The sequence below is a fragment of the Streptomyces sp. NPDC007991 genome (assembly GCF_042958445.1).
In the GTDB taxonomy this organism is placed as follows: Bacteria; Actinomycetota; Actinomycetes; order Streptomycetales; family Streptomycetaceae; genus Streptomyces.
Genome location: NZ_JBIBJD010000008.1, coordinates 1 through 22599 on the forward strand (window position 1 = coordinate 1; position 22599 = coordinate 22599).

General features: G+C 70.8%; 23 protein-coding genes and 1 riboswitch. Of the genes, 14 read left to right on the top strand and 9 right to left on the bottom strand.

Going from position 1 to position 22599, the window contains the following annotated elements; genetic code table 11:
* The 3 genes from ACFZDA_RS23160 to ACFZDA_RS23170 all read left to right on the top strand — a co-directional run.
* Positions 1 to 717, top strand: a 717-nt coding sequence (locus ACFZDA_RS23160) for a cbb3-type cytochrome c oxidase subunit I (RefSeq protein WP_391084650.1), incomplete at its 5' end; no start/stop codon positions are given.
* Positions 714 to 1112, top strand: a complete 399-nt coding sequence (locus ACFZDA_RS23165) for a cytochrome c oxidase subunit 4 (RefSeq protein ID WP_391084652.1) — start codon at positions 714 to 716, stop codon at positions 1110 to 1112. The genes ACFZDA_RS23160 and ACFZDA_RS23165, both read left to right, overlap by 4 nt.
* A 131-nt stretch (positions 1113 to 1243) precedes the next feature.
* The gene (locus ACFZDA_RS23170; protein WP_391084655.1) at positions 1244 to 2494 is read left to right on the top strand and encodes an Ig-like domain-containing protein; all 1251 of its coding nucleotides are present in this window, start codon (positions 1244 to 1246) and stop codon (positions 2492 to 2494) included.
* A 76-nt stretch (positions 2495 to 2570) separates the two neighbouring features.
* Here the strand turns inward: ACFZDA_RS23170 and ACFZDA_RS23175 are convergent, their stop codons facing one another.
* Complete coding sequence (locus tag ACFZDA_RS23175; protein ID WP_391084658.1) at positions 2571 to 2972, bottom strand: hypothetical protein; 402 nt, start codon at positions 2970 to 2972, stop codon at positions 2571 to 2573.
* Positions 2973 to 3117: 145 nt separating this feature from the next.
* Here ACFZDA_RS23175 and ACFZDA_RS23180 point away from each other — a divergent pair, with 145 nt between their 5' ends.
* The 6 genes from ACFZDA_RS23180 (at position 3118) to ACFZDA_RS23205 (ending at position 10211) form a co-directional block, all read left to right on the top strand.
* On the top strand, positions 3118 to 3738 hold the full coding sequence (locus tag ACFZDA_RS23180) for a heme-copper oxidase subunit III (RefSeq protein ID WP_020272940.1): 621 nt from the start codon (positions 3118 to 3120) through the stop codon (positions 3736 to 3738).
* A gap of 77 nt (positions 3739 to 3815) precedes the next feature.
* Positions 3816 to 4628, top strand: coding sequence for a c-type cytochrome (locus ACFZDA_RS23185; protein ID WP_391084662.1), 813 nt, complete (start codon positions 3816 to 3818; stop codon positions 4626 to 4628).
* The gene (locus tag ACFZDA_RS23190) at positions 4625 to 5698 is read left to right on the top strand and encodes a Rieske 2Fe-2S domain-containing protein (RefSeq protein ID WP_391084665.1); all 1074 of its coding nucleotides are present in this window, start codon (positions 4625 to 4627) and stop codon (positions 5696 to 5698) included. Before ACFZDA_RS23185 ends, ACFZDA_RS23190 begins: the two co-directional genes overlap by 4 nt.
* Positions 5695 to 7317, top strand: coding sequence for a cytochrome b N-terminal domain-containing protein (locus ACFZDA_RS23195; RefSeq protein WP_391084668.1), 1623 nt, complete (start codon positions 5695 to 5697; stop codon positions 7315 to 7317). The genes ACFZDA_RS23190 and ACFZDA_RS23195 overlap by 4 nt, the downstream gene beginning before the upstream one ends.
* A gap of 136 nt (positions 7318 to 7453) precedes the next feature.
* The gene (trpD, locus tag ACFZDA_RS23200) at positions 7454 to 8518 is read left to right on the top strand and encodes an anthranilate phosphoribosyltransferase (RefSeq protein ID WP_391084671.1); all 1065 of its coding nucleotides are present in this window, start codon (positions 7454 to 7456) and stop codon (positions 8516 to 8518) included.
* A 74-nt stretch (positions 8519 to 8592) separates the two neighbouring features.
* Positions 8593 to 8709, top strand: a riboswitch (SAM riboswitch).
* A 134-nt stretch (positions 8710 to 8843) separates the two neighbouring features.
* Positions 8844 to 10211: an aminotransferase class V-fold PLP-dependent enzyme gene (locus ACFZDA_RS23205; protein WP_391084674.1), complete on the top strand. Its 1368-nt coding sequence runs from the start codon at positions 8844 to 8846 to the stop codon at positions 10209 to 10211.
* Here ACFZDA_RS23205 and ACFZDA_RS23210 read toward each other — a convergent pair.
* The 7 genes from ACFZDA_RS23210 to ACFZDA_RS23240 form a co-directional block, all read right to left on the bottom strand.
* A complete protein-coding gene (locus tag ACFZDA_RS23210; protein ID WP_391084677.1) occupies positions 10166 to 11374 on the bottom strand; it encodes a glycerate kinase in 1209 nt (402 codons plus the stop codon). The two genes, ACFZDA_RS23205 and ACFZDA_RS23210, sit on opposite strands and share 46 nt — an antisense overlap.
* Positions 11375 to 11386: 12 nt before the next feature.
* The gene (locus tag ACFZDA_RS23215; RefSeq protein WP_391084679.1) at positions 11387 to 12802 is read right to left on the bottom strand and encodes an SLC13 family permease; all 1416 of its coding nucleotides are present in this window, start codon (positions 12800 to 12802) and stop codon (positions 11387 to 11389) included.
* A gap of 135 nt (positions 12803 to 12937) precedes the next feature.
* On the bottom strand, positions 12938 to 13597 hold the full coding sequence (locus ACFZDA_RS23220; RefSeq protein ID WP_391084682.1) for a winged helix-turn-helix domain-containing protein: 660 nt from the start codon (positions 13595 to 13597) through the stop codon (positions 12938 to 12940).
* The gene (locus tag ACFZDA_RS23225; RefSeq protein ID WP_391084686.1) at positions 13594 to 15111 is read right to left on the bottom strand and encodes an ATP-binding protein; all 1518 of its coding nucleotides are present in this window, start codon (positions 15109 to 15111) and stop codon (positions 13594 to 13596) included. Before ACFZDA_RS23225 ends, ACFZDA_RS23220 begins: the two co-directional genes overlap by 4 nt.
* Complete coding sequence (locus ACFZDA_RS23230; protein WP_391084689.1) at positions 15035 to 15361, bottom strand: small secreted hydrophilic protein; 327 nt, start codon at positions 15359 to 15361, stop codon at positions 15035 to 15037. Before ACFZDA_RS23230 ends, ACFZDA_RS23225 begins: the two co-directional genes overlap by 77 nt.
* A 97-nt stretch (positions 15362 to 15458) precedes the next feature.
* Positions 15459 to 15740, bottom strand: a complete 282-nt coding sequence (locus ACFZDA_RS23235) for an Lrp/AsnC family transcriptional regulator (protein WP_010048935.1) — start codon at positions 15738 to 15740, stop codon at positions 15459 to 15461.
* Entirely contained in the window at positions 15737 to 16489 is a 753-nt protein-coding gene (locus ACFZDA_RS23240; protein WP_391084693.1) for a rhomboid family intramembrane serine protease, read from the bottom strand. Before ACFZDA_RS23240 ends, ACFZDA_RS23235 begins: the two co-directional genes overlap by 4 nt.
* A 159-nt stretch (positions 16490 to 16648) precedes the next feature.
* Between ACFZDA_RS23240 and ACFZDA_RS23245 the strand changes: the two genes are divergently transcribed.
* From ACFZDA_RS23245 to ACFZDA_RS23265, 5 genes are all read left to right on the top strand, one after another.
* Positions 16649 to 16888, top strand: a complete 240-nt coding sequence (locus ACFZDA_RS23245) for a hypothetical protein (RefSeq protein WP_391084696.1) — start codon at positions 16649 to 16651, stop codon at positions 16886 to 16888.
* 34 nt (positions 16889 to 16922) lie between these two features.
* A complete protein-coding gene (locus ACFZDA_RS23250) occupies positions 16923 to 18272 on the top strand; it encodes an NYN domain-containing protein (protein WP_391084699.1) in 1350 nt (449 codons plus the stop codon).
* Between the two features lie 245 nt (positions 18273 to 18517).
* A complete protein-coding gene (locus ACFZDA_RS23255; RefSeq protein ID WP_391084702.1) occupies positions 18518 to 19558 on the top strand; it encodes an NlpC/P60 family protein in 1041 nt (346 codons plus the stop codon).
* Between the two features lie 221 nt (positions 19559 to 19779).
* Positions 19780 to 20793, top strand: coding sequence for an NlpC/P60 family protein (locus ACFZDA_RS23260; RefSeq protein ID WP_391084705.1), 1014 nt, complete (start codon positions 19780 to 19782; stop codon positions 20791 to 20793).
* Between the two features lie 33 nt (positions 20794 to 20826).
* Positions 20827 to 22011 carry a hypothetical protein gene (locus ACFZDA_RS23265; RefSeq protein WP_391084708.1) on the top strand — a complete coding sequence of 395 codons (1185 nt, stop codon included), beginning with the start codon at positions 20827 to 20829 and terminating at the stop codon, positions 22009 to 22011.
* 16 nt (positions 22012 to 22027) lie between these two features.
* Here the strand turns inward: ACFZDA_RS23265 and ACFZDA_RS23270 are convergent, their stop codons facing one another.
* Positions 22028 to 22558, bottom strand: coding sequence for a helix-turn-helix transcriptional regulator (locus tag ACFZDA_RS23270; RefSeq protein ID WP_391084711.1), 531 nt, complete (start codon positions 22556 to 22558; stop codon positions 22028 to 22030).
* Positions 22559 to 22599: the final 41 nt, after the last annotated feature.

Consider the following 22599-nt stretch of genomic DNA (forward strand, 5'->3'; position numbering starts at 1 on the left):
ACCGGTGTGAAGTTCTTCAACTGGATCGGCACCATGTGGAAGGGCTCGCTGTCCTTCGAGACACCGATGCTGTGGGCGACCGGCTTCCTCATCACCTTCACCTTCGGTGGTCTGACCGGTGTCATCCTGGCCTCGCCGCCGATGGACTTCCACGTCTCCGACTCGTACTTCGTGGTGGCCCACTTCCACTACGTCGTCTTCGGCACCGTGGTCTTCGCGATGTTCTCCGGCTTCCACTTCTGGTGGCCGAAGTGGACCGGCAAGATGCTGGACGAGCGCCTCGGCAAGATCACCTTCTGGACGCTGTTCATCGGCTTCCACGGCACGTTCCTCGTCCAGCACTGGCTGGGCGCCGAGGGCATGCCGCGCCGGTACGCGGACTACCTCGCGGCCGACGGCTTCACCGCGCTGAACACGATCTCGACGATCAGCTCGTTCCTGCTCGGCATGTCGATCCTGCCGTTCTTCTACAACGTGTGGAAGACGGCCAAGTACGGCAAGCCGGTCGGCGTCGACGACCCGTGGGGCTACGGCCGCTCCCTGGAGTGGGCGACCTCCTGCCCGCCGCCGCGGCACAACTTCATCACCATGCCGCGGATCCGCAGTGAATCCCCGGCGTTCGACCTGCACCACCCGGAGATCGCCGCCCTCGACGCGCTCGAGAACGTCGGTCACGGCGAGAAGGCCATCGCTGGTGGCAAGGAGGCCGGCAAGTGAAGATCCAGGGCAAGATGTTCATGTGGCTGAGCGTCTTCGTCCTCGCCATGGCGGTCGTCTATGGCGTGTGGTCGAAGGAGCCGGCCGGTACCACGGCCCTCTTCCTGGCCTTCGGCCTGTGCATCATGATCGGCTTCTACCTCGGCTTCACGGCCAGGCGGGTCGACGTCGGTGCGCAGGACAACAAGGAGGCGGACGTCGCGGACGACGCCGGCGAGGTCGGGTTCTTCAGCCCGCACAGCTGGCAGCCGCTCTCCCTGGCCATCGGTGGCGCCCTCGCCTTCCTGGCCATCGCGATCGGCTGGTGGCTGCTGTACTTCTCGCTGCCGATCGTCCTGGTCGGAATCTGGGGCTGGGTCTTCGAGTACTACCGCGGTGAGAACCGCACCCAGTAACACGAGCCGAGCGCTCCAGGGGCCCGGACACTCCGCACGGAGCGTCCGGGCCCCTGCTTCTGCCGCAATCCATGTCACTCGAACGAGTCACTCGGCGTGCCGCGGTTGACGTGGCTTCCTAGCGTGAGCTCATGAGCCACACAGCGATCTCCCGCCCCGTCGTCAGTTGCACGCTGCTGGTGATAGCCCTCTGCGCGGGCGTCACCGCCTGCGGCTCCGACGGCAACCCCCTCTCCCACCGCCCCTACGACGCGGCGGACCAGATCTCCTTCAACGCCCCCTCGGAGGGCCGCAAGAAGGCAGACCCGGACAAGCCCCTGGAAGTGGTCGCCGAGGACTCCGACGGGCGCATCACGGACGTCACGGCCCACGACGCCGCCGGACGCTACGTGGCCGGCGAACTCTCCGCCGACGGCGGCCGCTGGCACAGCACCACACCGCTCGCCGCCAACGCCAGCTACACGGTCCGGGTGAGCACCGAGGACGAGGACGGGGCGCCCGGCCGCAAGGTCCTCACCTTCGACACCGGCAAGACCACCGCCAACAAGCGCCTGAACGTCACCTTCGGCCCCAAGGCGGGCACCTACGGCGTCGGCCAGCCCATCACGGCCCAGCTGAGCCGCCCCGTCAAGGACAGGTCCCAGCGGGCCGTCGTCGAAGGGGCCCTGAAGGTCTCCTCCATGCCCGCCGCGGAGGGCGCCTGGCACTGGGTGGACGACAAGGAGCTCCACTACCGCCCGAAGGACTACTGGCCCGCACAGGCCACCATCCAGGTCCGCAGCAACCTCGAGGGCATCAAGATCGGCGACCGGATACGGGGCGGCACGGCCAAGCCGCTGACGATCACCACCGCCGACAAGGTCATCGCCGTCACGGACGCCGCGGCCCACCAGATGACGGTCTACAAGAACGACGAGATCGTCCGGCAGATCCCGGTCACCACGGGCAAGCCCGGCTACGAAACCCGCAATGGTGTCAAGGTCGTCCTGGCCAAGGAGGGCACCGTCCGCATGACCAGCGCGAGCATCGGCGCCTCGGACTTCTACGACCTGGTCGTCCACCACTCCGTACGGGTCACCAACAGCGGCGAGTACGTGCACGCCGCCCCCTGGTCCACCGGCTCCCAGGGCTACGCCAACGTCAGCCACGGCTGCACCGGCATGAGCACCGAGAACGCCGCCTGGTTCTACGACACCGTCCGCGAGGGCGACGTCGTCAAGGTCATCAACTCCGGCGGCGACACGATGGCCCCCTTCGGCAACGGCTTCGGCGACTGGAACCTCGAGTGGAAGCAGTGGCGCACAGGCAGCGCCCTCACCGCCGGCACCCCAGAGGGCCCCACAACAGCCGACAGTGCCCGCCTGCGCCCGCAGAGCGCCTGACCTCGAGGGGCGCGGGGAACTGCGCGACAAGCCACACACCACCCGCGCCCGCCGAACGACGAGGACCTTCGAGCTCCTAGGCGTTCAAAGCCGCCCTCTCCCGCAGCAGCGAAGCCAGGGCCGTGGCGAACTCCACCGGCTCCACCGGCAACGTCACCGCCGACTCGGCGCGACTCCAGGTCGCGAGCCACGCGTCCTGCGGCCGCCCCATGAGCAACAGCACCGGCGGACAGTTGAACACCTCGTCCTTGATCTGCCGGCAGAGCCCCATGCCCCCCATCGGCACGGCCTCACCGTCCAGCACACAGACATCGATCCCACCCCGGTCCAGCTCCTTGAGCACCGCACCCGGAGTCGCGCACTCCACGAACTCCACCACAGGAACGTCCGGCGCCGGCCGCCGTCCCGTGGCGAGCCGCACCTGCTCGCGGGTGTTGGAGTCGTCGCTGTAGACCAGCACCGTGGCGGTCGGCTGCATTGTTCCTCCGTGACGTCAGCGTCGTAAGGACAGGCCCGTTGGGCCGGATGCTACTCCCTTGAACACCACGTCAACACCGGTACGACCGGGTCAGACACTCCGAACGGCACCCCCCGGAGTGAGGGCGGGATAAGCGACCGACATAATGTCGGTCGTGGCGACAGCAACGACAGTAGAAACCGGGCACGCGCACCCGTCGGTCAATCGGCCGAACCTCACCAGCGTCGGAACCATCATCTGGCTGAGTTCCGAGCTGATGTTCTTCGCGGCCCTCTTCGCGATGTACTTCACCCTGCGATCGGTGACGGGTCCCGATCACTGGAAGGAGATGGCTGCCCATCTCAACTTCCCGTTCTCGGCGACGAACACCACGATCCTGGTGCTCTCCTCGCTCACCTGCCAGCTCGGCGTCTTCGCCGCCGAGCGCGGTGACGTGAAGAAGCTGCGGATGTGGTTCATCGTCACCTTCGTGATGGGTGCGATCTTCATCGGCGGTCAGGTCTTCGAGTACACCGAGCTGGTCAAGGACGCGGGCCTGTCCCTGTCCTCCGACCCGTACGGCTCGGTCTTCTACCTGACCACCGGCTTCCACGGCCTGCATGTGACGGGCGGTCTCATCGCCTTCCTGCTGGTCCTGGGCCGGACCTACGCGGCCCGGAGGTTCACCCACGAGCAGGCGACCGCCGCGATCGTCGTGTCCTATTACTGGCACTTCGTCGATGTCGTCTGGATCGGCCTCTTCGCCACGATCTACATGATCAAGTAGCGGGACCGCAGCGCGCGCCCGACGAGGCACGCATCCCAGAAGCACCGACGCAGAAGATCCTGACACCGGGGTAATCCGTGAAAAAGCTCTCCGCACGACGACGCCACCCGTTGGCGGCGGTCGTCGTCCTACTCCTCGCGCTGCTCTTCAGCGGGGGGCTGTACGCCGTGTTCGCACCCACGAGCAAGGCTGAGGCCGACGAAACCGCCCAGTCACTCACCATCGAGGAGGGCAAGAAGCTCTACTCGGTCGGCTGCGCCAGTTGCCACGGCACCGGCGGTCAGGGCACCTCCGACGGGCCGAGCCTGGTGGGTGTCGGCGCCGCCGCCGTCGACTTCCAGGTGGGCACCGGCCGTATGCCGGCCGCCACCTCCCAGGGCCCGCAGGTCCCGAAGAAGAAGAACATCTACAGCCAGGCCGAGATCGACCAGCTCGCGGCCTACATCGCCTCGCTGGGCGCCGGTCCTGCCATCCCGACCGAGGAGCAGTACGGCCCCCAGGGAGCCGACATCGCCAAGGGCGGTGAGCTGTTCCGCACCAACTGCGCGCAGTGCCACAACTTCACCGGCAAGGGCGGTGCGCTCACGCACGGCAAGTACGCGCCGACCCTTGAGGGTGTCGCCCCGAAGCACATCTACGAGGCCATGCAGACCGGCCCGCAGAACATGCCGTCCTTCCCCGACACCACGCTGTCGGAGAAGAACAAGCAGGACATCATCGCGTACCTGGACGCGGTCAACAGCAGCACGTCCGAGAGCCCCGGCGGCCTCGAGCTCGGCGGCCTCGGGCCGGTCAGCGAGGGCCTGTTCGGCTGGATCTTCGGTCTCGGCGGGCTGATCGCCGTCGCCGTGTGGGTCGCCGCCCGGACCGCAAAGGCCAAGAAGTCATGAGTAGCCAAGACATTCCAGAAGAGAACCTGCCTGCCGAGCAGTCCGAGCAGAGCGCAGGACATGACGAGCACGGGGCGCTGACCCCGGCGGACGAGCACCCGTTCGCCGACCCGGGTCTGCCTCCCCACGAGCACCGGATCCAGGACGTCGACGAGCAGGCCGCCAAGCGGTCCGAGCGCTCGGTCGCCCTGATGTTCACGGTGTCGATGCTGGCCACCATCGCCTTCATCGCCTCGTTCGTGGCGATCCCGGTCGACAAGTCGGTCTACATCTTCCCGCTGGGCCACATCAGCGCGCTGAACTTCGCGCTGGGCCTGACGCTCGGCATCGCGCTGTTCTGCATCGGCGCGGGCGCGGTCCACTGGGCCCGCACCCTGATGTCGGACGTGGAGATCGCCGACGAGCGGCACCCGATCGAGGCGGAGCCCGAGGTGCGCGAGAAGGTCTTCGCGGACTTCAAGCAGGGCGCCAAGGAGTCCGCGCTCGGCCGCCGCAAGCTGATCCGCAACACCATGTTCGGCGCGCTCACGCTGGTGCCGCTCTCCGGTGTCGTGCTGCTGCGCGACCTCGGCCCGCTGCCCGAGGACAAGCTGCGTCACACGCTCTGGTCCAGGGGCAAGCTGCTCGTCAACATGAACACGAACGAGCCGCTGCGTCCCTCCGACGTCGCGGTCGGCTCGCTGACCTTCGCCAAGCCCGAGGGCCTGGAGGAGCACGACCACGACTTCCAGAACGAGATCGCCAAGGCCGCCCTGATGATCGTCCGGATCCAGCCGGAGAACATCAAGGACAAGCGCGAGCTCGAGTGGTCGCACCAGGGCATCGTCGCGTACTCGAAGATCTGCACCCACGTCGGTTGCCCGATCTCCCTGTACGAGCAGCAGACGCACCACGTGCTCTGCCCCTGCCACCAGTCCACCTTCGACCTGTCCGACGGTGCCCGAGTGATCTTCGGTCCCGCCGGTCACGCCCTGCCGCAGCTGCGCATCGGCGTGAACGACGAGGGCTACCTCGAGGCGCTCGGCGACTTCGAAGAGCCCGTCGGTCCTGCCTTCTGGGAGCGCGGATGAGTAACAAGGACGACCGCCGCAAGGCGCCCGCCGGAGAGCGGGTCGCCGACTGGGCCGACGGCCGCCTGGGGATCTACTCCCTGGCCAAGGCCAACATGCGCAAGATCTTCCCGGACCACTGGTCCTTCATGCTGGGTGAGATCTGCCTCTACAGCTTCATCATCATCATCCTGACGGGTGTGTACCTGACGCTGTTCTTCCACCCGTCGATGAACGAGGTGGAGTACCACGGCAGCTACGTCCCGCTCCAGGGGCAGCTGATGTCGGAGGCGTTCGCCTCCACGCTGGACATCAGCTTCGACGTCCGCGGCGGTCTGCTCATCCGGCAGATCCACCACTGGGCGGCGATCATCTTCCTCGCCGGCATGTTCGTGCACATGATGCGCGTCTTCTTCACCGGCGCGTTCCGCAAGCCGCGCGAGATCAACTGGCTGTTCGGCTTCCTGCTGTTCGTCCTGGGCATGTTCACCGGTTTCACCGGCTACTCGCTCCCGGACGACCTGCTCTCCGGCACCGGTGTCCGCTTCACCCAGGGCGCGATCCTGTCCGTGCCGATCGTCGGCACGTACATCTCGATGTTCCTGTTCGGCGGGGAGTTCCCGGGGACCGACTTCGTCGCCCGGTTCTACTCGATCCACATCCTGCTGCTGCCGGGCATCATGCTCGGGCTCGTGGTCGGCCACCTGATCCTGGTCTTCTACCACAAGCACACGCAGTTCGCGGGTCCCGGCCGGACCAACAAGAACGTGGTCGGCATGCCGCTGCTGCCGGTCTACATGGCCAAGGCCGGAGGCTTCTTCTTCCTGGTCTTCGGTGTCATCGCGGCCATCGCCGGCCTCGTGACCGTCAACCCCATCTGGGTGCTGGGCCCCTACCGGCCCGACCAGGTGTCGACGGGCGCGCAGCCCGACTGGTACATGGGCTTCGCCGAGGGTCTGGTCCGCGCGATGCCGGGCTGGGAGATCAACCTCTGGGGTCACACGCTCGTCCTGGGCGTGTTCATCCCGCTGGTCCTCTTCGGTCTGTTCCTCGGGATCATCGCCCTCTACCCGTTCATCGAGTCGTGGGTCACCGGGGACAAGCGCGAGCACCACATCCTGGACCGGCCGCGCAACGCCCCGACGCGCACCGCCTTCGGTGTCGCCTGGGTCACCGGCTACATGATCATGCTGATCGGCGGTGGCAACGACATCGTCGCCACCCACTTCCATCTGTCGATCAACTCGGTCACCTGGTTCGTCCGGATCGGGTTCTTCCTCGGACCGGTCGTCGCCTTCATCATCACCAAGCGCATCTGCCTCGGCCTCCAGCGCCGGGACAAGGAGAAGGTGCTGCACGGCCGCGAGTCGGGCATCATCAAGCGCCTGCCGCACGGTGAGTTCATCGAGGTGCACGAGCCGCTCAGCCAGGAGCAGATGTACACGCTCACGGCGCACGAGCAGTACCAGCCGGTCGAGATCGGCCCGACGGTCGACGAGAACGGTGTCGAGCGCAAGGTGAAGGGCTCCGAGAAGCTGCGCGCCAAGCTCAGCGATTCCTACTACGGCGAGGGAGCCCAGATCCCGAAGCCGACCGCCGAGGAGTACCGGGAGATCACGAGCGGCCACGGCCACCACTGATCACTGCTTCGCCACGCCACACAAGGGCCCCGTCCGGTGTTCGGACGGGGCCCTTCGCGGTGCCCGGGGCTGGATAGGGTGGACCTCGTTGAGACTGTCGTCCCGTAGTGCGGGACGCCTGACCCTGGAGCGGCTTATGAGCGCTGTGACCCCCGCTGGAGGCGACACCGCGGCGGGCCGCTCCTGGCCCCTGCTGTTGAACGGTCTGCTGGACCGCCGGGACCTGACCGCCGACGACACCGCGTGGGCGATGGACCTGATCATGCGCGGCGAGGCGACGGACGCCCAGATCGCCGGACTCGTGGTGGCGCTGCGGGCCAAGGGCGAGACCGTCGAGGAGATCGCCGGGTTCGTCCGGGCGATGTACGAGCACGCGAACGTGATCGAGGTTCCCGGTCCGGCCGTCGACATCGTCGGCACGGGCGGCGACGGGGCGAAGACGGTCAACATCTCCACGATGTCGGCGATCGTCATCGCCGGCACGGGCGCGAAGGTCGTCAAGCACGGCAACCGCGCGGCGTCCTCGGCGTCCGGGGCGTCGGACGTGCTGGAGAAGCTCGGCGTCAACCTGGAGCTGCCGACGCACCGGGTGGCCCAGGTCGCCGAGGAGGCCGGGATCACCTTCTGCTTCGCGGCGAAGTTCCACCCGGCGATGCGCCATGTGGGCGCGGCCCGCGGCCAGTTGGGCATCCGGACGATCTTCAACGTCCTCGGTCCGCTGACCAACCCCGCGAAGGTGCGGGCCCAGGCCGTCGGTGTCGCCGACCCGCGCATGGCACCGATCGTCGCGGGCGTCTTCGCCGAGCGCGGCCACTCGTCCCTGGTCTTCCGGGGCGACGACGGCCTCGACGAACTGACCACCACCGCCACGTCCAGAGTGTGGGTCGTGCACGACGGCAAGGTGACCGAGGAGGCCTTCGACCCGCGCGACGCGGGCCTCGAACTCGTCCCCGTGGAGGCCCTGCGCGGCGCCGACGCCTCCTACAACGCGGAGGTCGCCCGCCGTCTGCTGGACGGCGAGACGGGCCCGGTGCGCGACGCGGTCCTGCTGAACTCGGCGGCGGCGCTGGTCGCCCTGGAGCCGACCGCAGCCCCGCTGGCCGAGCAGCTCCGCGCCGGGATGGCGAAGGCGGCCGAGTCGATCGACTCGGGGGCGGCGAAGCGGACGCTGGAGCGCTGGGTGGCCGCGAGCAACGCGTAGCGGATTCCGTACGGCGTCCCGCGATCCGGACTCGGGTTGCGGGACGCCGATCTTTTCGCATACGTTCCTGATCAGGTCATGAGTGACAGTCATGAGGCCCCGGCCGACTGTCCGGCAACCCTCCGTCCGTGGCGGGGTGCCCCGGGTGAAGACCAGGCCGCAGGCAGCGAGGTCTGTGGCAAGCGCGTGACGAGGAGTCTCTCGTGAACCAGCGAATGCGATAGGGCCGCAGAGCCCCGCCTCCGCATCCCTCTTTCCTTCACCCCCCGCTTGGAGCCGTAAGCGCTCGCGGGCGGATTCCACCTGCCTTCACGGGAGTTCACCCATGTCCGTCTTCACTGTCGCCGCCGACCCGTCCGTGTGCGCCCCCCTGCCCGTTCTGGGCCGGGACGTCACCGTCCCGCTCGTCACCGGCGGCGAGGTCACCTATGCCGCGCTCGACTACGCCGCCAGCGCCCCGGCGCTCCAGCGGGTCTGGGACGACGTCGCCGCCTACGCGCCGTACTACGGCAGTGTCCACCGCGGAGCCGGGTACCTGTCCCAGCTGTCGACCGACCTGTTCGAGAACGCCCGCAGGACCGTCGCGGAGTTCCTCGACTGCCGGGGCGGTGACCAGGTGGTCTTCACCCGGTCCACCACCGACTCCCTCAACCTGCTCGCCGCCGCGCTCCCGGCCGGCTGCCAGGTCTTCGTCTTCGAGACCGAGCACCACGCCTCCCTGCTGCCCTGGCGCGACGCCCGCGTCACGTACCTCGACGCCCCGCGCAGCCCCCGCGAGGCCGTCGAGACCCTGGAGCGCGCCCTCGCCGGCCGTGACCCGTACGGCCCGGCCCTCGTCTGCGTCACCGGAGCCTCGAACGTCACCGGCGAGCTGTGGCCCGTACGGGAACTCGCGGCGGCCGCGCACGCGCACGGCGCCCGGATCGTGCTCGACGCCGCCCAGCTGGCCCCGCACCACCCCGTGTCCGTCAAGGACCTCGACGTCGACTGGGTCGCCTTCTCCGGGCACAAGCTCTACGCGCCCTTCGGCTCCGGGGTGCTGGCGGGGCGGGCCGACTGGCTGCGCGAGGCCGAGCCGTACCTCGCGGGCGGCGGCGCCAGCCGCAAGGTCACCCGGCGCACGGACGGGGGAGTGGACGTCGAGTGGCACGACGGCGCCGCCCGTCACGAGGCCGGATCGCCCAACGTCATCGGCGCCTACGCCGTCGCCTCCGCCTGCAAGGCGCTGACCGAGGCCGGCTTCGACACGCTCGTCGCCCGTGAGCAGTACCTGGTCGGGAAGGTGCGCCAGGGGCTCGCCGACGTCCCCCAGGTGCGGTTCCTGTCCCTGTTCGGGGACGACGCCCCGCGCGTCGGTGTGCTCTCCTTCGTCGTCGAGGGCTGGAACAGTTCGCACTTCGCCGCCGCGCTCTCCGCCGAGTACGGCATCGGCGTGCGGGACGGGCTGTTCTGCGCCCACCCGCTGGTGCGCACACTGCTCGGCAGCGACCCGCAGACGCAGGGCGAGTGCGGGTCGCCCGATGCCGCGCCCGGTGAGAAGTCCCTCAACGCCATCCGGGTCAGCTTCGGCGCGGGCACGCCGGACGAGCACGTGGAGCGGTTCGTGCGGGCCGTGCGGGAGCTCGTGACGGACGGGGCGCGGTGGAACTACCGCACGGAGGACGGGCGCTGCGTGCCGGACACCTCCGCCTGAACCGCGTTGAGGGTCAGGGGGAGCCGAGTGCCGAGGACGATCATCCGCAGGGCGCGTTCCGTGGCGTCGGTGAGCAGTTCGCTCGCGCGCAGCAGTGCCTCGGCCAGCTCCATCGGGGCGGGCAGGATGCCGTGGCAGGCGTCCACGCCCGGCACCTCGTGCGCGCCCTCGCCGAGCGTGCCCGCCAGGGCCAGGACCGGGCGGCCGTAGAGCTTGGCCCGGCGGGCCACCTCGGCGGGGACCTTGCCGCGCGGCGTCTGGTGGTCCAGGGCGCCCTCGGCGGTGACGACCAGGTCGGCACGGGCCAGCCGGGCGTCCAGGTCGAGGTGGTCCAGCAGTACGTCGAAGCGGGGCAGGAGCCGGGCGCCGAGGGCGGCGAGGCCGGCGCCCAGCCCGCCGGAGGCCCCGGTTCCGGGACCGTACCGGAGATCGGTGTCCGGGACGGCGACATCGCGGGTGAGGACGAAGGCCCAGTTCTCCAGTCCGGCCGACAACTGCTCGACCTGCTCGGGCGTCGCACCCTTCTGCGGGCCGAAGACCCGGGCCACGCCCCGTTCACCGCACAGCACGTTGAACGGGTTGCAGGCGACGAGCAGCTCCACCTCAGCCAGGCGGGCGTCCAGGCCTCTGGAGTCGATGCGGTGCAGCCGCGTCAACTCCCTGCCCCCGAACGGGAGTTCCTCGCCCTGCTCGTCCAGCAGCCGGGCCCCGAGCGCCTGGAGCGCGCCCGCGCCGCCGTCGGAGGTGCCCGAGTCGCCGCAGCCGACGAGGATCCGCCGCACGCCCCGGTCGAGCGCGGAACGGATCAGTTCGCCGACGCCGTACGTGGTGGTGGCGCCCGGGTCGCGCAGGTCGCGCGGGACGAGGGAGAGGCCGGCGACCGCCGCCATCTCCACCACGGCGGTGTCCCCGTCGCCCAGGAGGGCGAAGTGGGCGGCGACGGTCTCCCCGACCGGGCCGGTGGCGGGCGCGGTGACGAGCCGCCCCCCGGTCGCGGCGGCCAGGGCGACGGCCGTGCCCTCCCCGCCGTCCACCAGCGGGACGAGGTCGAGCTCGGCGCCGGGCAGGACCCGGCGCACGCCCGTGGCGATGGCCTCGGCGGCGGCCTCGGCGGACAGGGACTCCTTGAAGCCGCTGGGGGCTACGACGACACGGGTCAGCATGGATGGGGCTCCTTAACGGGTGACGGACACGCCGAGCAGCGGCCACACCGCGACGGCGAAGAGCAGGACGAGCGCGGCGGTCAGCGGTGCCAGGACGGCGGACAGCCGCAGCAGGTCGGGCGGGGTGTAGGTGGGGGTGCCGGGGACCTGCGCGAAGAGCGTGACCGGCTTGGCGGAGGCGGGCAGCGTGTGGCAGAAACCGGCGGCGGCGGTGGAGGCGAGCGCGGCGGCGACCGGGTTGACCCCGACGCCGACGGAGGCGGCCACGACGAGCGGGACCAGGACCGAGGAGCGGGCCGAGCGGGACTGGAGGACCAGGTGGGCCGCCGTGCTCACCGCGATCACGACCGCCAGGAACACCACCGGGGTACCACCCGTCGGCAGTCCGGAGACCAGCCACTTCGCCGCTCCGGAGTCGGCGAGCGCGACGCCCATCGCCATCGTCGCCGCCATGAACAGCAGCAGCGACCAGGGGACGGTCTTCAGCGCGTCCTTCAGGCGTACGGTGCCCAGGGCGGGCGAGGAGGCGATGACGGCGCCGGTCAGCGCCACCAGCGCGGGCGGCACCCGGTGCAGCGGCTCGCTGCACCACAGCAGCACCACCGTGGCCATGAGCAGGGCGCAGCGCTTCTCGGCCTGGCTCCAGGGGCCGGTCACCGGCTGCTCGCTGTGTCGCTGGATCTCCTCGGGCGTGATGTGGACCGGCCCGCGGCGGTCCGAGCGCCGGGTCGTCGTCAACAGGACCAGCTCGGCGGCCAGGTGCGAGGAGGCCACGGCCAGCGGCAGTCCCAGCAGCAGCCACTGTGTGAAGCCGATGTGCTGCCCGGTCGCCTCCCACAGCACCGACACGGTGATCAGATGCGCGCCGGCACCGATCAGGGTCGCCACCGCCGACAGAAGGATCACGGTCGGGAACAGCAGCGCCAGCATCACGACCAGTCGCTTCCGGTCGGCGAGGACCTTGGCGAGCGCGAGGAACACCGGCAGCGCGAGCGCGGCCCGGCCGGAGGTGGCGGGCACCGCGAACGCCGTGACGACCAGGGCCGCCGTCGTCAGATGCACGAGCTGCCGTACCGTGCGCGCCCCGCTGACCAGGAACACCGCCGCCCGCCCGGCGAGCCCGGTCCGGCTCACCGCGGCCGCCAGTACGAACGCGCAGATCAGCAGCCAGACCGTGGCGTCCCCGAGGGTGCCGAAGAGGGTGTCGCTGCTGATCACCCCGGTCACCGTGAGGGCGAGCCCGGCGCCCAGGGCGATATAGGTGTCGTCGATCGGCGTCCCGATCCAGGCGCAGGTCGCCAGCACGAACACGACGAGCGTGAGACGGGCGTCGCCACTCAGTCCCGGGAAGTTCTGGGGGACCGCGAGCAGGGCGCACAGCGACAGCGCCACGCAGAGGGCGGTGAGAGCTCGGGGGTTCCATGTCACGTCATCGAGGATCCGCGGCGGCGGTGAGCCGACCATGAGCCTCACATGAAGGAGTTTTCACATGCGTTCAGGGGCGCGGGGAACCGCGCGAACAACCACAACGAACCCGCACCCCGCAACGGCGCCCGAGTGCCGCTACGGCAACCGGTACCCCATCCCCCGCACCGTCTCCACCCGCTCCGCCCCCAGCTTCTTCCGCAGCGTGCGCACGTACACGTCCACGATGTTGGACCCCGGATCGAAGTCGTACCCCCACACATGGGACAGGATCTGCTCCCGGGACAGCACCTGCCCGGGATGCCGCAGGAACAGTTCCAGCAGCACGAACTCACGGGCCGTCAGATCCACCGTCCGCTCCCCGGACCGGGCACGCCGCGTACGGAGATCGAGGCTCAGGGAGCCCGACCTGAGTACCGTCACCTCCGGCGCCCGCGCGGCCGTGCGGAGCCTGAGCCGCACCCGGGCCAGCAGCTCCTCGAAGCGGAACGGCTTGGTCATCCAGTCGTCGGCGCCGCCCTCCAGCCCGGCCACCGTGTCCCGTACGGAGTCCCGCGCGGTCAGCACGATCACCGGCACCGTCACCCGCGCCTCGCGCAGCTCGCGCAGGATCGTGAAGCCGTCCCGGCCGGGCAGCCCGATGTCCAGGACGACGAGGTCGAAGCCGCCGGTCAGGGCGTACTCACAGCCCGCGTCGCCGTCCGTGACGACGGTCGTGGTGAAGCCGTTGGAGCGCAGGCCCTTCTCCACGAAGGAGGCGATGCGCTCCTCGTCCTCGACGATGAGGATGCGGTTCACGTGGGGTCCCCTTCCGGTGCCCGGGATGCGTGCAGGACGAGGGCGAAGGTGGCGCCGCCTCCGGGCGTGTCGCGCAGCCGTACGTGCCCTCGGTGGCCTTCGGCGATCGCCTTGACGATGGACAGCCCGAGCCCGGCGCCGGAGCCCCGGGCGCCGCGGCGGGCCGTGCCGCGCCGGAAGCGCTCGAAGATCACCTCGGTGTCCTGGGGCTGCACACCCGGCCCCGAGTCGGCGACGTACAGCTCCAGGTGCCGGCCGTCGGTGCGGGAGCCGATGCGGATGGTCTGGCCGGAGGTGGTGTGCTGTACGGCGTTCTGCGCGAGCTGCACCATCGCCTGGGTGATCCGCTGCGGGTCCAGCCCGGCCTCCAGGTCGGCGACCTCGGCGAGCTGCCAGTCGCGGTCGCCGAGCGTGCGGGCCTTGACGTAGACGTCGGCGGTGAGTTCGGCGACCTGGACCGGCTCGGGGGAGACGAAGTCGGGGCGTTCGGCCTTGGCGAGCAGCAGCAGGTCCTCGACGATGCGGCTCATCCGGTCCAGTTCGTCGGTCACCAGCCGGACCGTCTCCTCGCGTTCGGCCGGGTCGTCGCCCATCACCTCCAGGTGGCCGCGCACGATGGTGATGGGCGTGCGCAGCTCGTGTCCCGCGTCGTCGACGAACTCGCGCTGGGCGGCGAACGCCCGCTCCAGCCGGTCGAGCATGCCGTTGAACGTCTCGGCGAGGGCCGCTATGTCGTCGTTGCCGTGCACCGGGATCCGTTGGGTGAGGTCCTGCTCGGTGAGCTGCGCCGCCGCGGTGCGCACCACCCGCACCGGCTTGAGGATCCGCCCGGCGACCGCCCAGGCGATACCGACGGTCAGCAGCAGGGCGACTCCGGAGATGACGAGCAGCGTGCGGAACACGCTGTTCACGCGGGCCAGCTCGCGCTGGGGGTGGAAGGCGACGACGAACGCGGCGTCCGGCTCCCGGCCCTGCTGGGCCACGGTGACCTTGGCCCACCGGATCTCGCCCTCCGGCCGGTGCAGCACGCCTGAGGACGCGGCCGACTCGAAGATGCCGCGTCTGGCGGCGGGATCCTCGTGCAGGGGCAGGGCGACGGGCAGGTCGTGCCGCTGGCGGATCTGCCGGGGCGTGCCGTCCGCCCCGCGGACCAGACCGATCAGCTCCTCGTCCGCGTCGGGGTTCTGCCGTTCCAGGAACACCGTCAGCAGCCGGTCCGCGTCGGTGAACGGCCGGCCCGTGCGCGGATCCCCGCCCCGCTCCTCGAAGTTGGCGAACTCGCCGGTCTCCTGGGCGAGCAGGCCGTTGATCCGGTTGTCGACGTCCCGCAGCAGGAACGAGCGGGTGGTCATGGCGACGGTGGCGAGCGCGACCGCCATCACGAGCAGCAGCCAGAGCAGGATGCGGACCCGGGCGGAGACCCGCCGGCGGCGCGGGTCAGTTGTCGGAGCCGGCGCCGTCGTCGTCGCCCGGCCCGTCGTCCCCGGTTCCCCGGCCGCGGTCGTCGTCGTCATCGTCACTCGCTGAGCTGTCGGTCACCGGGGGCCGCGAGACGACCTCGTCGCCCGGCGTGGGCTTCGGGGTGGGCTTCGGCGTGGGGCTGATCGTGGAGGTGGGGGGCGGTGTGCTGCGGTCCAGCTCCACCCGCTGGGACGGGACCTTGGGCGCCTCGGGGCTGTCCGCGAGGGCGTAACTGGTCGCGGCGATGCCCAGCGGGATCAGCACGACCGCGGAGAGGGCGGCCATACGACGGGAGAATGCCATGTGCCCGATCCTGCGGACGGAACCCGGGGCGCATGATGAACCCCGGATGAAGATCTCTTCATCCGGGGTCCGGCAGGCGGGACTTCGCGGACACGCCCTAGTTGTCCAGGCCGATGGAGAACGCCGCCTCCAGGTCGTGCTGCGAGTACGTACGGAACGCCACGTGCGTGTCGGTCCCCTCCACCCCGGGGATCTTGCTGATCCGGCCCGGGATGACCTCCGCCAGGTCCTCGTGGTCCTTCACCCTGACCATCGCGATCAGGTCGTAGGTGCCGGTGACGGAGAAGACCTCGCTGACGTTGTCCAGCGCGGCGATCGACTCCGCGATCTCGGGGATCCGGTCCACGCTGGTCTTGATGAGGACGATCGCGGTGATCACGGCTGGTTCTCTCCCTCGGGGGCCGGAGCAGGGGCGGGCTTCACTCTAGTAGGGCTGGTGGGACGGCCGTAGCGGACCGAGGCGTAGGCGAAGCCCAGGCCGAAGCCCACCAGGTGGGCGAGGTAGGCCACGCCCGGCCCGTCCGGGGCCCGCCCGGCGGCCAGCCACTGCAGCGCCGCCCAGAACGGCAGCACGACCCAGGCCGGGAAGCGCACCGGCAGGAAGAACAGGAACGGCAGGAGACTGGTCACCCGGGCCCGGGGGAACAGGTAGAGGAACGCACCGAGGACCGCCGAGATCGCCCCCGAGGCGCCGACCAGGGACTGCGCGGAGTCCGCGTTGGCGGCGGCGTAGCCCAGCAGGGCGAGATAGCCGCAGCCGACGTAGAACAGGGTGAACTGCACCCGGCCCATCCGCTCCTCGGTCATCGCCCCGAAGACGTAGAGGAAGAGCATGTTGCCGAGCAGGTGCACCCAGCTGCCGTGGACGAAGAGGGCCGTCGCCGGGGTGAGGGCCGGTCCGGCGGACCCCTCGAACAGTTCTGCGGGGATCACGCCCCAGCGCCGGAAATAGGCCCGCTGCGCGGCGAGCAGCTCGTCGCCCGTGCCGTACGCCGGACCGAGCCCCGAGGCGGGGCCGGCCAGGAAGACCGCGCAGCACAGGGCGATCAGTGCGTACGTCACCGGCGCCGACGACCCCCGGACCCATCGGCCGGCCCGGACGATCGGCGCACTCCACTTGCTGATCATGGCTACAGAGCATGACGTAACCGGACGCAACGTCACAGACCGCCTCGCCGCCGTGGACGCGTGGGCGGCGGGGACCCGCCAGGCCGTAGGGTTACGAGCCACACGCACCGGGGATGCCGGTGGCGTCACGGACACTAGAAGGAAAGAGAACAGGCCACGATGACGGTTCCCCTGCCGACCGCCGAGACGCGGTGGCGCTGCACCCTCTGCGGCAACCTCACGAGGTTCGACGTGACCCGCTCGTCGAAGGTCGTCGAGTACGTCCACCTCGACCTGGCCGGAGAGCCGAAGGTCGAGGAGCGCGAGGTGCTCAGTGAGACCATCGAGTCGGTGCGCTGCCGCTGGTGCAACGCGATGGACCAGGTGGAACTCGTGGACAGGCCGGGTGCCGGCTCCTGAGGATGGGGCCCCGCACGGAATTGGGGTGTGACGGATGGTGGAGACCACAGGCGGGGGGCCGGGCGACGGCGCCGCTGAGGTGCTCGACCGTCCGCTGCCCGACGGCGTGCGCCGCAGGGTCGTGCAGATCGTCTCCGACGGTTTCGGCTCGCTGACGGTCGGGGAGCTGCCCGCGCAGCTCAGGCAGTACGCCCGGTTCGCCCCGAACCGCCGGGCCAAGTTCGCCGGCAACGCCATGGCCGCGGCGCTGGAGACCGACCCGCTGTTCCGGCAGCGCATCGGGGAGAAGCTCAGAGAGACCCAGCCGGAACTGACCGGCGCCCTCGACTCAGGCTCCCCGCCCCCGGCCGCGGACCCGCTCGACGTGGCGGCCGCGGCCTACGTACTGCGGCCCCTCGGCTGGGTGAAGCTCGTGACCGCCGCCGGCGAGGAGGCCCAGCGGGCCGACGCCGAGCGGGCCGACGAGGAGAACCGGGCCGAGCTGGAGCGGCTGCGCACCGAGCTGGCCCGGGCCCGCGACCACACCAGGGCCGAGACGGAGCGGCTGCGCACGGAGCTGGATTCGGCCAAGAAGGAAGCCGAGTCGCTGCACCGCAAACTGCGTGCCGCCCTCAGTGACGTCAAGCGCGGCCAGGCCGCCCTGCGCAAGGCGCACGGCGAGATCGAGGCCGTCCGTGCCGAGGGGCAGGCCCAGGTGTCCGCCGCCGAGAGCGAGAGCCGGCGGCTCAAGGCCCGGCTGGGGGAGACCGAGGCCGCCCTGGAGGCCACGCGCCGGGCCGCGCGCGAGGGCCGCAGCGTCGAGGACATGCGGGTACGGCTGCTGCTGGACACCCTGCTGGACGCCACCCAGGGGCTCCGGCGCGAACTGGCCCTGCCGCCGGTGTCCGTGCGGCCCGCCGAGACCGTGGACGCCGTCGAGCCGGGCCGGATGAGCCCCAAGGACATCGCCGCCCGCGCCCTGTCCGAGGACGACCCGCAGGTCCTCGACCAGCTGCTGGCGCTGCCGCAGGCCCATCTCGTCGTCGACGGCTACAACGTCACCAAAACGGGTTATCCGCAGATGCCGCTGGAGAAGCAGCGCCTGCGGCTGCTGGGGCAGCTCTCGCAACTCGCGGCGCAGAGCGGCGCCGAGGTCACGTGCGTCTTCGACGGGGCCGAACTGGCCGCGCCGGTCCTGCTCGCGCCGCCGCGCGGGGTCCGGGTGCTGTTCTCGAAGCCGGGCGTCACCGCCGACGAGCTGATCCGCCAGCTGGTGCGCGCCGAACCGCCCGGCCGGCCGGTGATCGTCGCCTCCACCGACCGCGAGGTCGCCGACGGCGTGGCCCGCGCGGGCGCCCGCCCGGTGGCCTCGGCGATGCTGCTGAAGCGCCTTTCGCGGGGCTAGCGGTCATTCACGCCGTTCGTAACTTACGGGCTCGATGCCCGAATTGATGGCGCCTGTGTGCCACGTTGCGTCAAGTGTGACTCACCGCCTGTGAGTCAAGGTGAAAAGATGGCTCACCGTGACGCAATTTTTCAGCTGAGGATTTGAACTGATCACAGGAAGGTCACTAGGGTCGGGCCGAACCTCCGCTCGGGTGATCACTCATCGGGAGAGACGGCGGAGGGGCCAGAAGGAGCTTTTCACCCGTGGCGTCCCACCGTCGTCCCAAGCAGCCGAGCCGCGCACGTGTGACCGTGTTGACCACCGCCGCCGCCGCTGCCGTCGCCTTCAGCTCGCAGGCCGCCAACGCCGCCCCCAGCGAGAAGCCGAGCAAGGACGAGGTCAAGGCCAAGGTCGACAAGCTCTACGAGCAGGCGGAGCAGGCCACCGAGAAGTACAACGGGGCCAAGGAGAAGCAGGAGAAGCTCCAGAAGGAGATCTCCACCATCCAGGACAACGTCGCCCGCGGCCAGGAGGAGCTCAACGAGCTGCGCGACAGCCTGGGCCTCGCGGCCGCGTCGCAGTACCGGACCGGCTCCATCGACCCCTCCGTCCAGCTCTTCCTCTCCGCGGACCCGGAGGACTACCTCGACAAGGCCTCCACGCTCGACCAGTTGAGCAGCCAGCAGGTCGAGGCGCTGAAGAAGGTCCAGGAGAAGCAGCGCGAACTCGCCCAGGAGCGCGCCGAGGCCTCCGAGAAGCTCAAGGACCTCGCCTCCACCCGCACCGAACTCGGCAAGAAGAAGAAGGAAGTCCAGAGCAAGCTCGCCTCCGCGCAGAAGCTGCTCAACAGCCTCACCGCCGCCGAGAAGCAGGCACTCGCCGCCGAGCAGGACCGCGCCAGCCGCGACAGCCAGCGCGACGCCCTCACCGGCAACATCCCGCCCGGCTCCGGCCGCGCCGCCGCTGCCTACGCCTTCGCGCAGAGCCAGCTCGGCAAGCCCTACGTCTACGGCGCCACCGGCATGAGCTCCTACGACTGCTCCGGCCTCACCTCCCGGGCGTACGCGGCGGCCGGCGTGCAGATCCCGCGTACCTCCGAGGCGCAGGCCCAGATCGGCACCAAGATCTACTCGGTCAGCCAGCTCAAGGTCGGCGACCTGGTCTTCTTCTTCAACGACCTGCACCACGTCGGCCTCTACGCCGGCAACGGGCAGATCATCCACGCCCCGCGCACCGGCACGGTCGTCCGCTACGAGTCGATGGACACCATTGGCGGCCCGTTCATGTTCGGCGTCCGCGTCTGACCCCGGCGCCCGGGAGCCCCTGGCGTCTCCAAGATCAGGACACGGTGTCCGCCGTTCAGGCGAATCACGGCAATCTCGACTGAGCCCACGCCCCGCCGGTGACCTGCGTCACTTGCGGGGCGTCGTGCCGCACACCCACGGATGGTCGTTGGCGGCCCCGCGTCGCGGGGCTACTGTCTGCCGCGTTTCCTAGTCCGCCAGCGGAAGGAGAGCGGCTTCCCGTGGGGTCCCATCGCCGCCTTGCACCGTCCGGGTCCGACCGGGGCGCCAGTGTCACGGTCAGTTTCCTCTCCGTCGCGGCCGCCGCCCTGGGCGCGGTACCGGCCGTGGCCGCGCCGTACGACGACGCCCGGGCCACCGTGGACCTCCTCTACGAGCAGGCCGAGAAGGCGACAGAGGCCTACAACGAGGCCGACGAGCGCGCCGACCGGCTGCGCGACGAGGTCGGCACCGCCCGGGACCGGATCGCCCGGCAGCAGCAGCGCGTCAACTCCATGCGGGAGTCGCTCGGTTCGCTCGCCGGCGCCCAGTACCGGTCGGGCGGCATCGACCCGTCCCTCGCCCTGCTGTTCTCCGACGACCCGGACGACTACCTCGACAAGGCCGCCCGGCTCGACCGCGTCACGGCCCGTCAGGCCGGTGAGCTGAAGGAGCTTCGCCAGGCCATGCGCGAACTCGCCCAGGACCGCGAGGTGGCCGCGGAGAAGCTCCGCGAACTGGAGAAGAGCCGCAAGGCCGTCGCCGCCCACAAGAAGACCGTCGAGCACAAGCTCGCCACGGCCCGTCGGCTGCTCGACTCCCTTCCGGACAGCGAGCGTGGCGCCTACGGCCGCGCCTCCCGCTCCGGCCGCGACGGCATTCCCGGCCTCGACGGTGCCACCGCCGCCTCGGGACGCGGGGCCGCCGCCGTCGCCGCCGCCCGCAGCGCGCTCGGCAAGCCCTACATCTGGGGCGCCAACGGCCCCTCCGGCTTCGACTGTTCGGGCCTGATGCAGTGGTCGTACGCGCAGGCCGGGGTCTGGCTGCCGCGTACCTCGCAGGCCCAGCGGTACGCCGGCCGGCAGGTCCCGCTGTCCGAGGCGCGCCCAGGCGACCTGGTCGTCTACCGGGGCGACGCCAGCCATGTCGGGATGTACATGGGCAACGGCCAGGTCATCCACGCGCCCTACCCCGGCGCACCCGTGCGCTACGACCCGGTCGGGATGATGCCCGTCTCGTCGGTCACCAGGGTCTGACCGGCGCGGGCCGGCGCCCGTACGATCGGGACCGTGGCTGGTCGAAGGTCGGCGTCCCCGGTGGTGGCGCTCGTCGTGCTGCTCGTCGTCCTGACCGGATGCGGCGGCCGGTCCGCCGCCGACAGCGCCACGGCGGACGTCCAGCGGCTCCTCGACCGGCGGTCCGCCGCGCTCCTCGGCCACGACGAGCGGGCCTACGCGCGCACGGGCAAGGACGCGGATTTCTCCCAGGTGCGTGCGCTGCCCCTGGCCGCCTGGTCGTACCGCGTGACCGCCCTGCGCCGCACCGGCGACACCGCCACCGCCGACGCCGAACTGCGCTACCGCGTCGCGGGCTACGACCGGGCGCCGGTGACCGCCGGCCGCACCCTGCGGCTGAGCCGCGACGCGGACGGGCAGTGGTCCGTCGACGCGGACCGGCCCGCGAGGAAGTCCGCGCAGCAACTGTGGGACCAGGGCGCCGTACAGGCCGTCCGGGGCGAGCGCAGCCTGGTCCTCGGCGTCGGACAGTCCGGCCGGTCGCTGCGCGGCTTCGCGGACCTGGCCGACCGTGCGGTGCCCGCCGTCTCCGAGGCGTGGGGAACGGACTGGGGCCGGCGCGTCGTCCTGCTCGTCCCGAAGTCGCTGGAGGGGATGGCGGGGCTGCTCGGCTCACCGGCCTCCTCCTACCGCGGGATCGCGGCCGTCACCACGGGCGAGACGGGCGCACCGGCGCGGGCGCCCGCGGACCGCGTCATCGTCAACCCGGACGCGTTCGCACTCCTCGGCACCCTCGGCGAGCAGGTCGTCGTCACCCACGAGACGACCCATGTCGCCACCCGCGCCCACACCACCCCCGCCACCCCGCTCTGGCTGTCCGAGGGCTACGCGGACTGGGTCGGCTATCGCACCGCCGGCCGCACCGCGCCCGAGGCCGCGCCCGAACTGTCCCGCGCCGTCACCCAGGACCGGATCCCGTCCGCCCTCCCCGACGACAGCGACTTCGGCTTCACCGGCGACGCGAGCCGCCTCGCCCGGGCCTACGAGAGCGGCTGGACGGCATGCCGGCTGATCGCCGACCGCTGGGGCGAGACCCGGCTGGGCGCGTTCTACCGGGCCGTCGGGGAACACCGCAAGCGGGCCGGGGCGGTGGAGGAGGCGATGCGCGAGGTACTGGGGACGACGCCGGAGGCCTTCACGGCACAGTGGCGTGACTATCTGCGGGACCAGCTGGGCTGACCGCCCGCGGTCTCACTCAACCCGGCTGTTCGAGCAGTGCGACGGCCTCCCGCAGCCAGGCCCGTTCCGCTTCGCCCGTCGCCCGGGCGACCCGCAGCATGCCCTGGCGGAACAGGTCGTCGGCCTCCTCGGCGCGGACCGGCTTGCCGGACGCGTAGAAGAAGCTCGACGGCGTCTCGAGGAAGTCCAGCCGGCGGCGCAGCACCGCGGCCTGCTCATGCCGGTCGGGGAGGTGGCGCAGGAACGCCAGGACCGTGTTGAAGCGGACCTGGTCGGTGATCTCGGTCTGCTTCGGACGGCGCAGCCGCTCCCGCAGCTCCTCGCGGCCCTTGCCGGTGAGGGCGAGGGTCCGGCGGGGGGCCGCGCCGGCGCCGGGCTCGGTGCGCTGGTCGAGCAGGCCCGCCCCCACCAGGCGGGTGATCGCCGGGTAGAGCGCGCCGTCGCTCACCGGCCGGACATGGCCGGTCAGCGCCTTGATGCGCTCCTTGAGCTCGTAGCCGTGCAGCGGTTCCTCGGCCAGGAAGCCCAGGATCGACAGCTCCAGCATGATCCTCCTCGTCCTCCTTGCGGGGGCGTGAGATCACATGT

What these genes read in the sequence shown, in the direction of transcription:
- ACFZDA_RS23170 (WP_391084655.1), top strand. Translation starts at nt 1,244, where the DNA reads ATGAGCCACACAGCGATCTCCCGCCCCGTCGTCAGTTGCACGCTGCTG.
- ACFZDA_RS23175 (WP_391084658.1), bottom strand. Translation starts at nt 2,972, where the DNA reads ATGCAGCCGACCGCCACGGTGCTGGTCTACAGCGACGACTCCAACACC.
- ACFZDA_RS23180 (WP_020272940.1), top strand. Translation starts at nt 3,118, where the DNA reads ATGTCGGTCGTGGCGACAGCAACGACAGTAGAAACCGGGCACGCGCAC.
- ACFZDA_RS23190 (WP_391084665.1), top strand. Translation starts at nt 4,625, where the DNA reads ATGAGTAGCCAAGACATTCCAGAAGAGAACCTGCCTGCCGAGCAGTCC.
- ACFZDA_RS23195 (WP_391084668.1), top strand. Translation starts at nt 5,695, where the DNA reads ATGAGTAACAAGGACGACCGCCGCAAGGCGCCCGCCGGAGAGCGGGTC.
- trpD (WP_391084671.1), top strand. Translation starts at nt 7,454, where the DNA reads ATGAGCGCTGTGACCCCCGCTGGAGGCGACACCGCGGCGGGCCGCTCC.
- ACFZDA_RS23205 (WP_391084674.1), top strand. Translation starts at nt 8,844, where the DNA reads ATGTCCGTCTTCACTGTCGCCGCCGACCCGTCCGTGTGCGCCCCCCTG.
- ACFZDA_RS23210 (WP_391084677.1), bottom strand. Translation starts at nt 11,374, where the DNA reads ATGCTGACCCGTGTCGTCGTAGCCCCCAGCGGCTTCAAGGAGTCCCTG.
- ACFZDA_RS23225 (WP_391084686.1), bottom strand. Translation starts at nt 15,111, where the DNA reads ATGACGACGACGACCGCGGCCGGGGAACCGGGGACGACGGGCCGGGCG.
- ACFZDA_RS23230 (WP_391084689.1), bottom strand. Translation starts at nt 15,361, where the DNA reads ATGGCATTCTCCCGTCGTATGGCCGCCCTCTCCGCGGTCGTGCTGATC.
- ACFZDA_RS23240 (WP_391084693.1), bottom strand. Translation starts at nt 16,489, where the DNA reads ATGATCAGCAAGTGGAGTGCGCCGATCGTCCGGGCCGGCCGATGGGTC.
- ACFZDA_RS23245 (WP_391084696.1), top strand. Translation starts at nt 16,649, where the DNA reads ATGACGGTTCCCCTGCCGACCGCCGAGACGCGGTGGCGCTGCACCCTC.
- ACFZDA_RS23250 (WP_391084699.1), top strand. Translation starts at nt 16,923, where the DNA reads ATGGTGGAGACCACAGGCGGGGGGCCGGGCGACGGCGCCGCTGAGGTG.
- ACFZDA_RS23270 (WP_391084711.1), bottom strand. Translation starts at nt 22,558, where the DNA reads ATGCTGGAGCTGTCGATCCTGGGCTTCCTGGCCGAGGAACCGCTGCAC.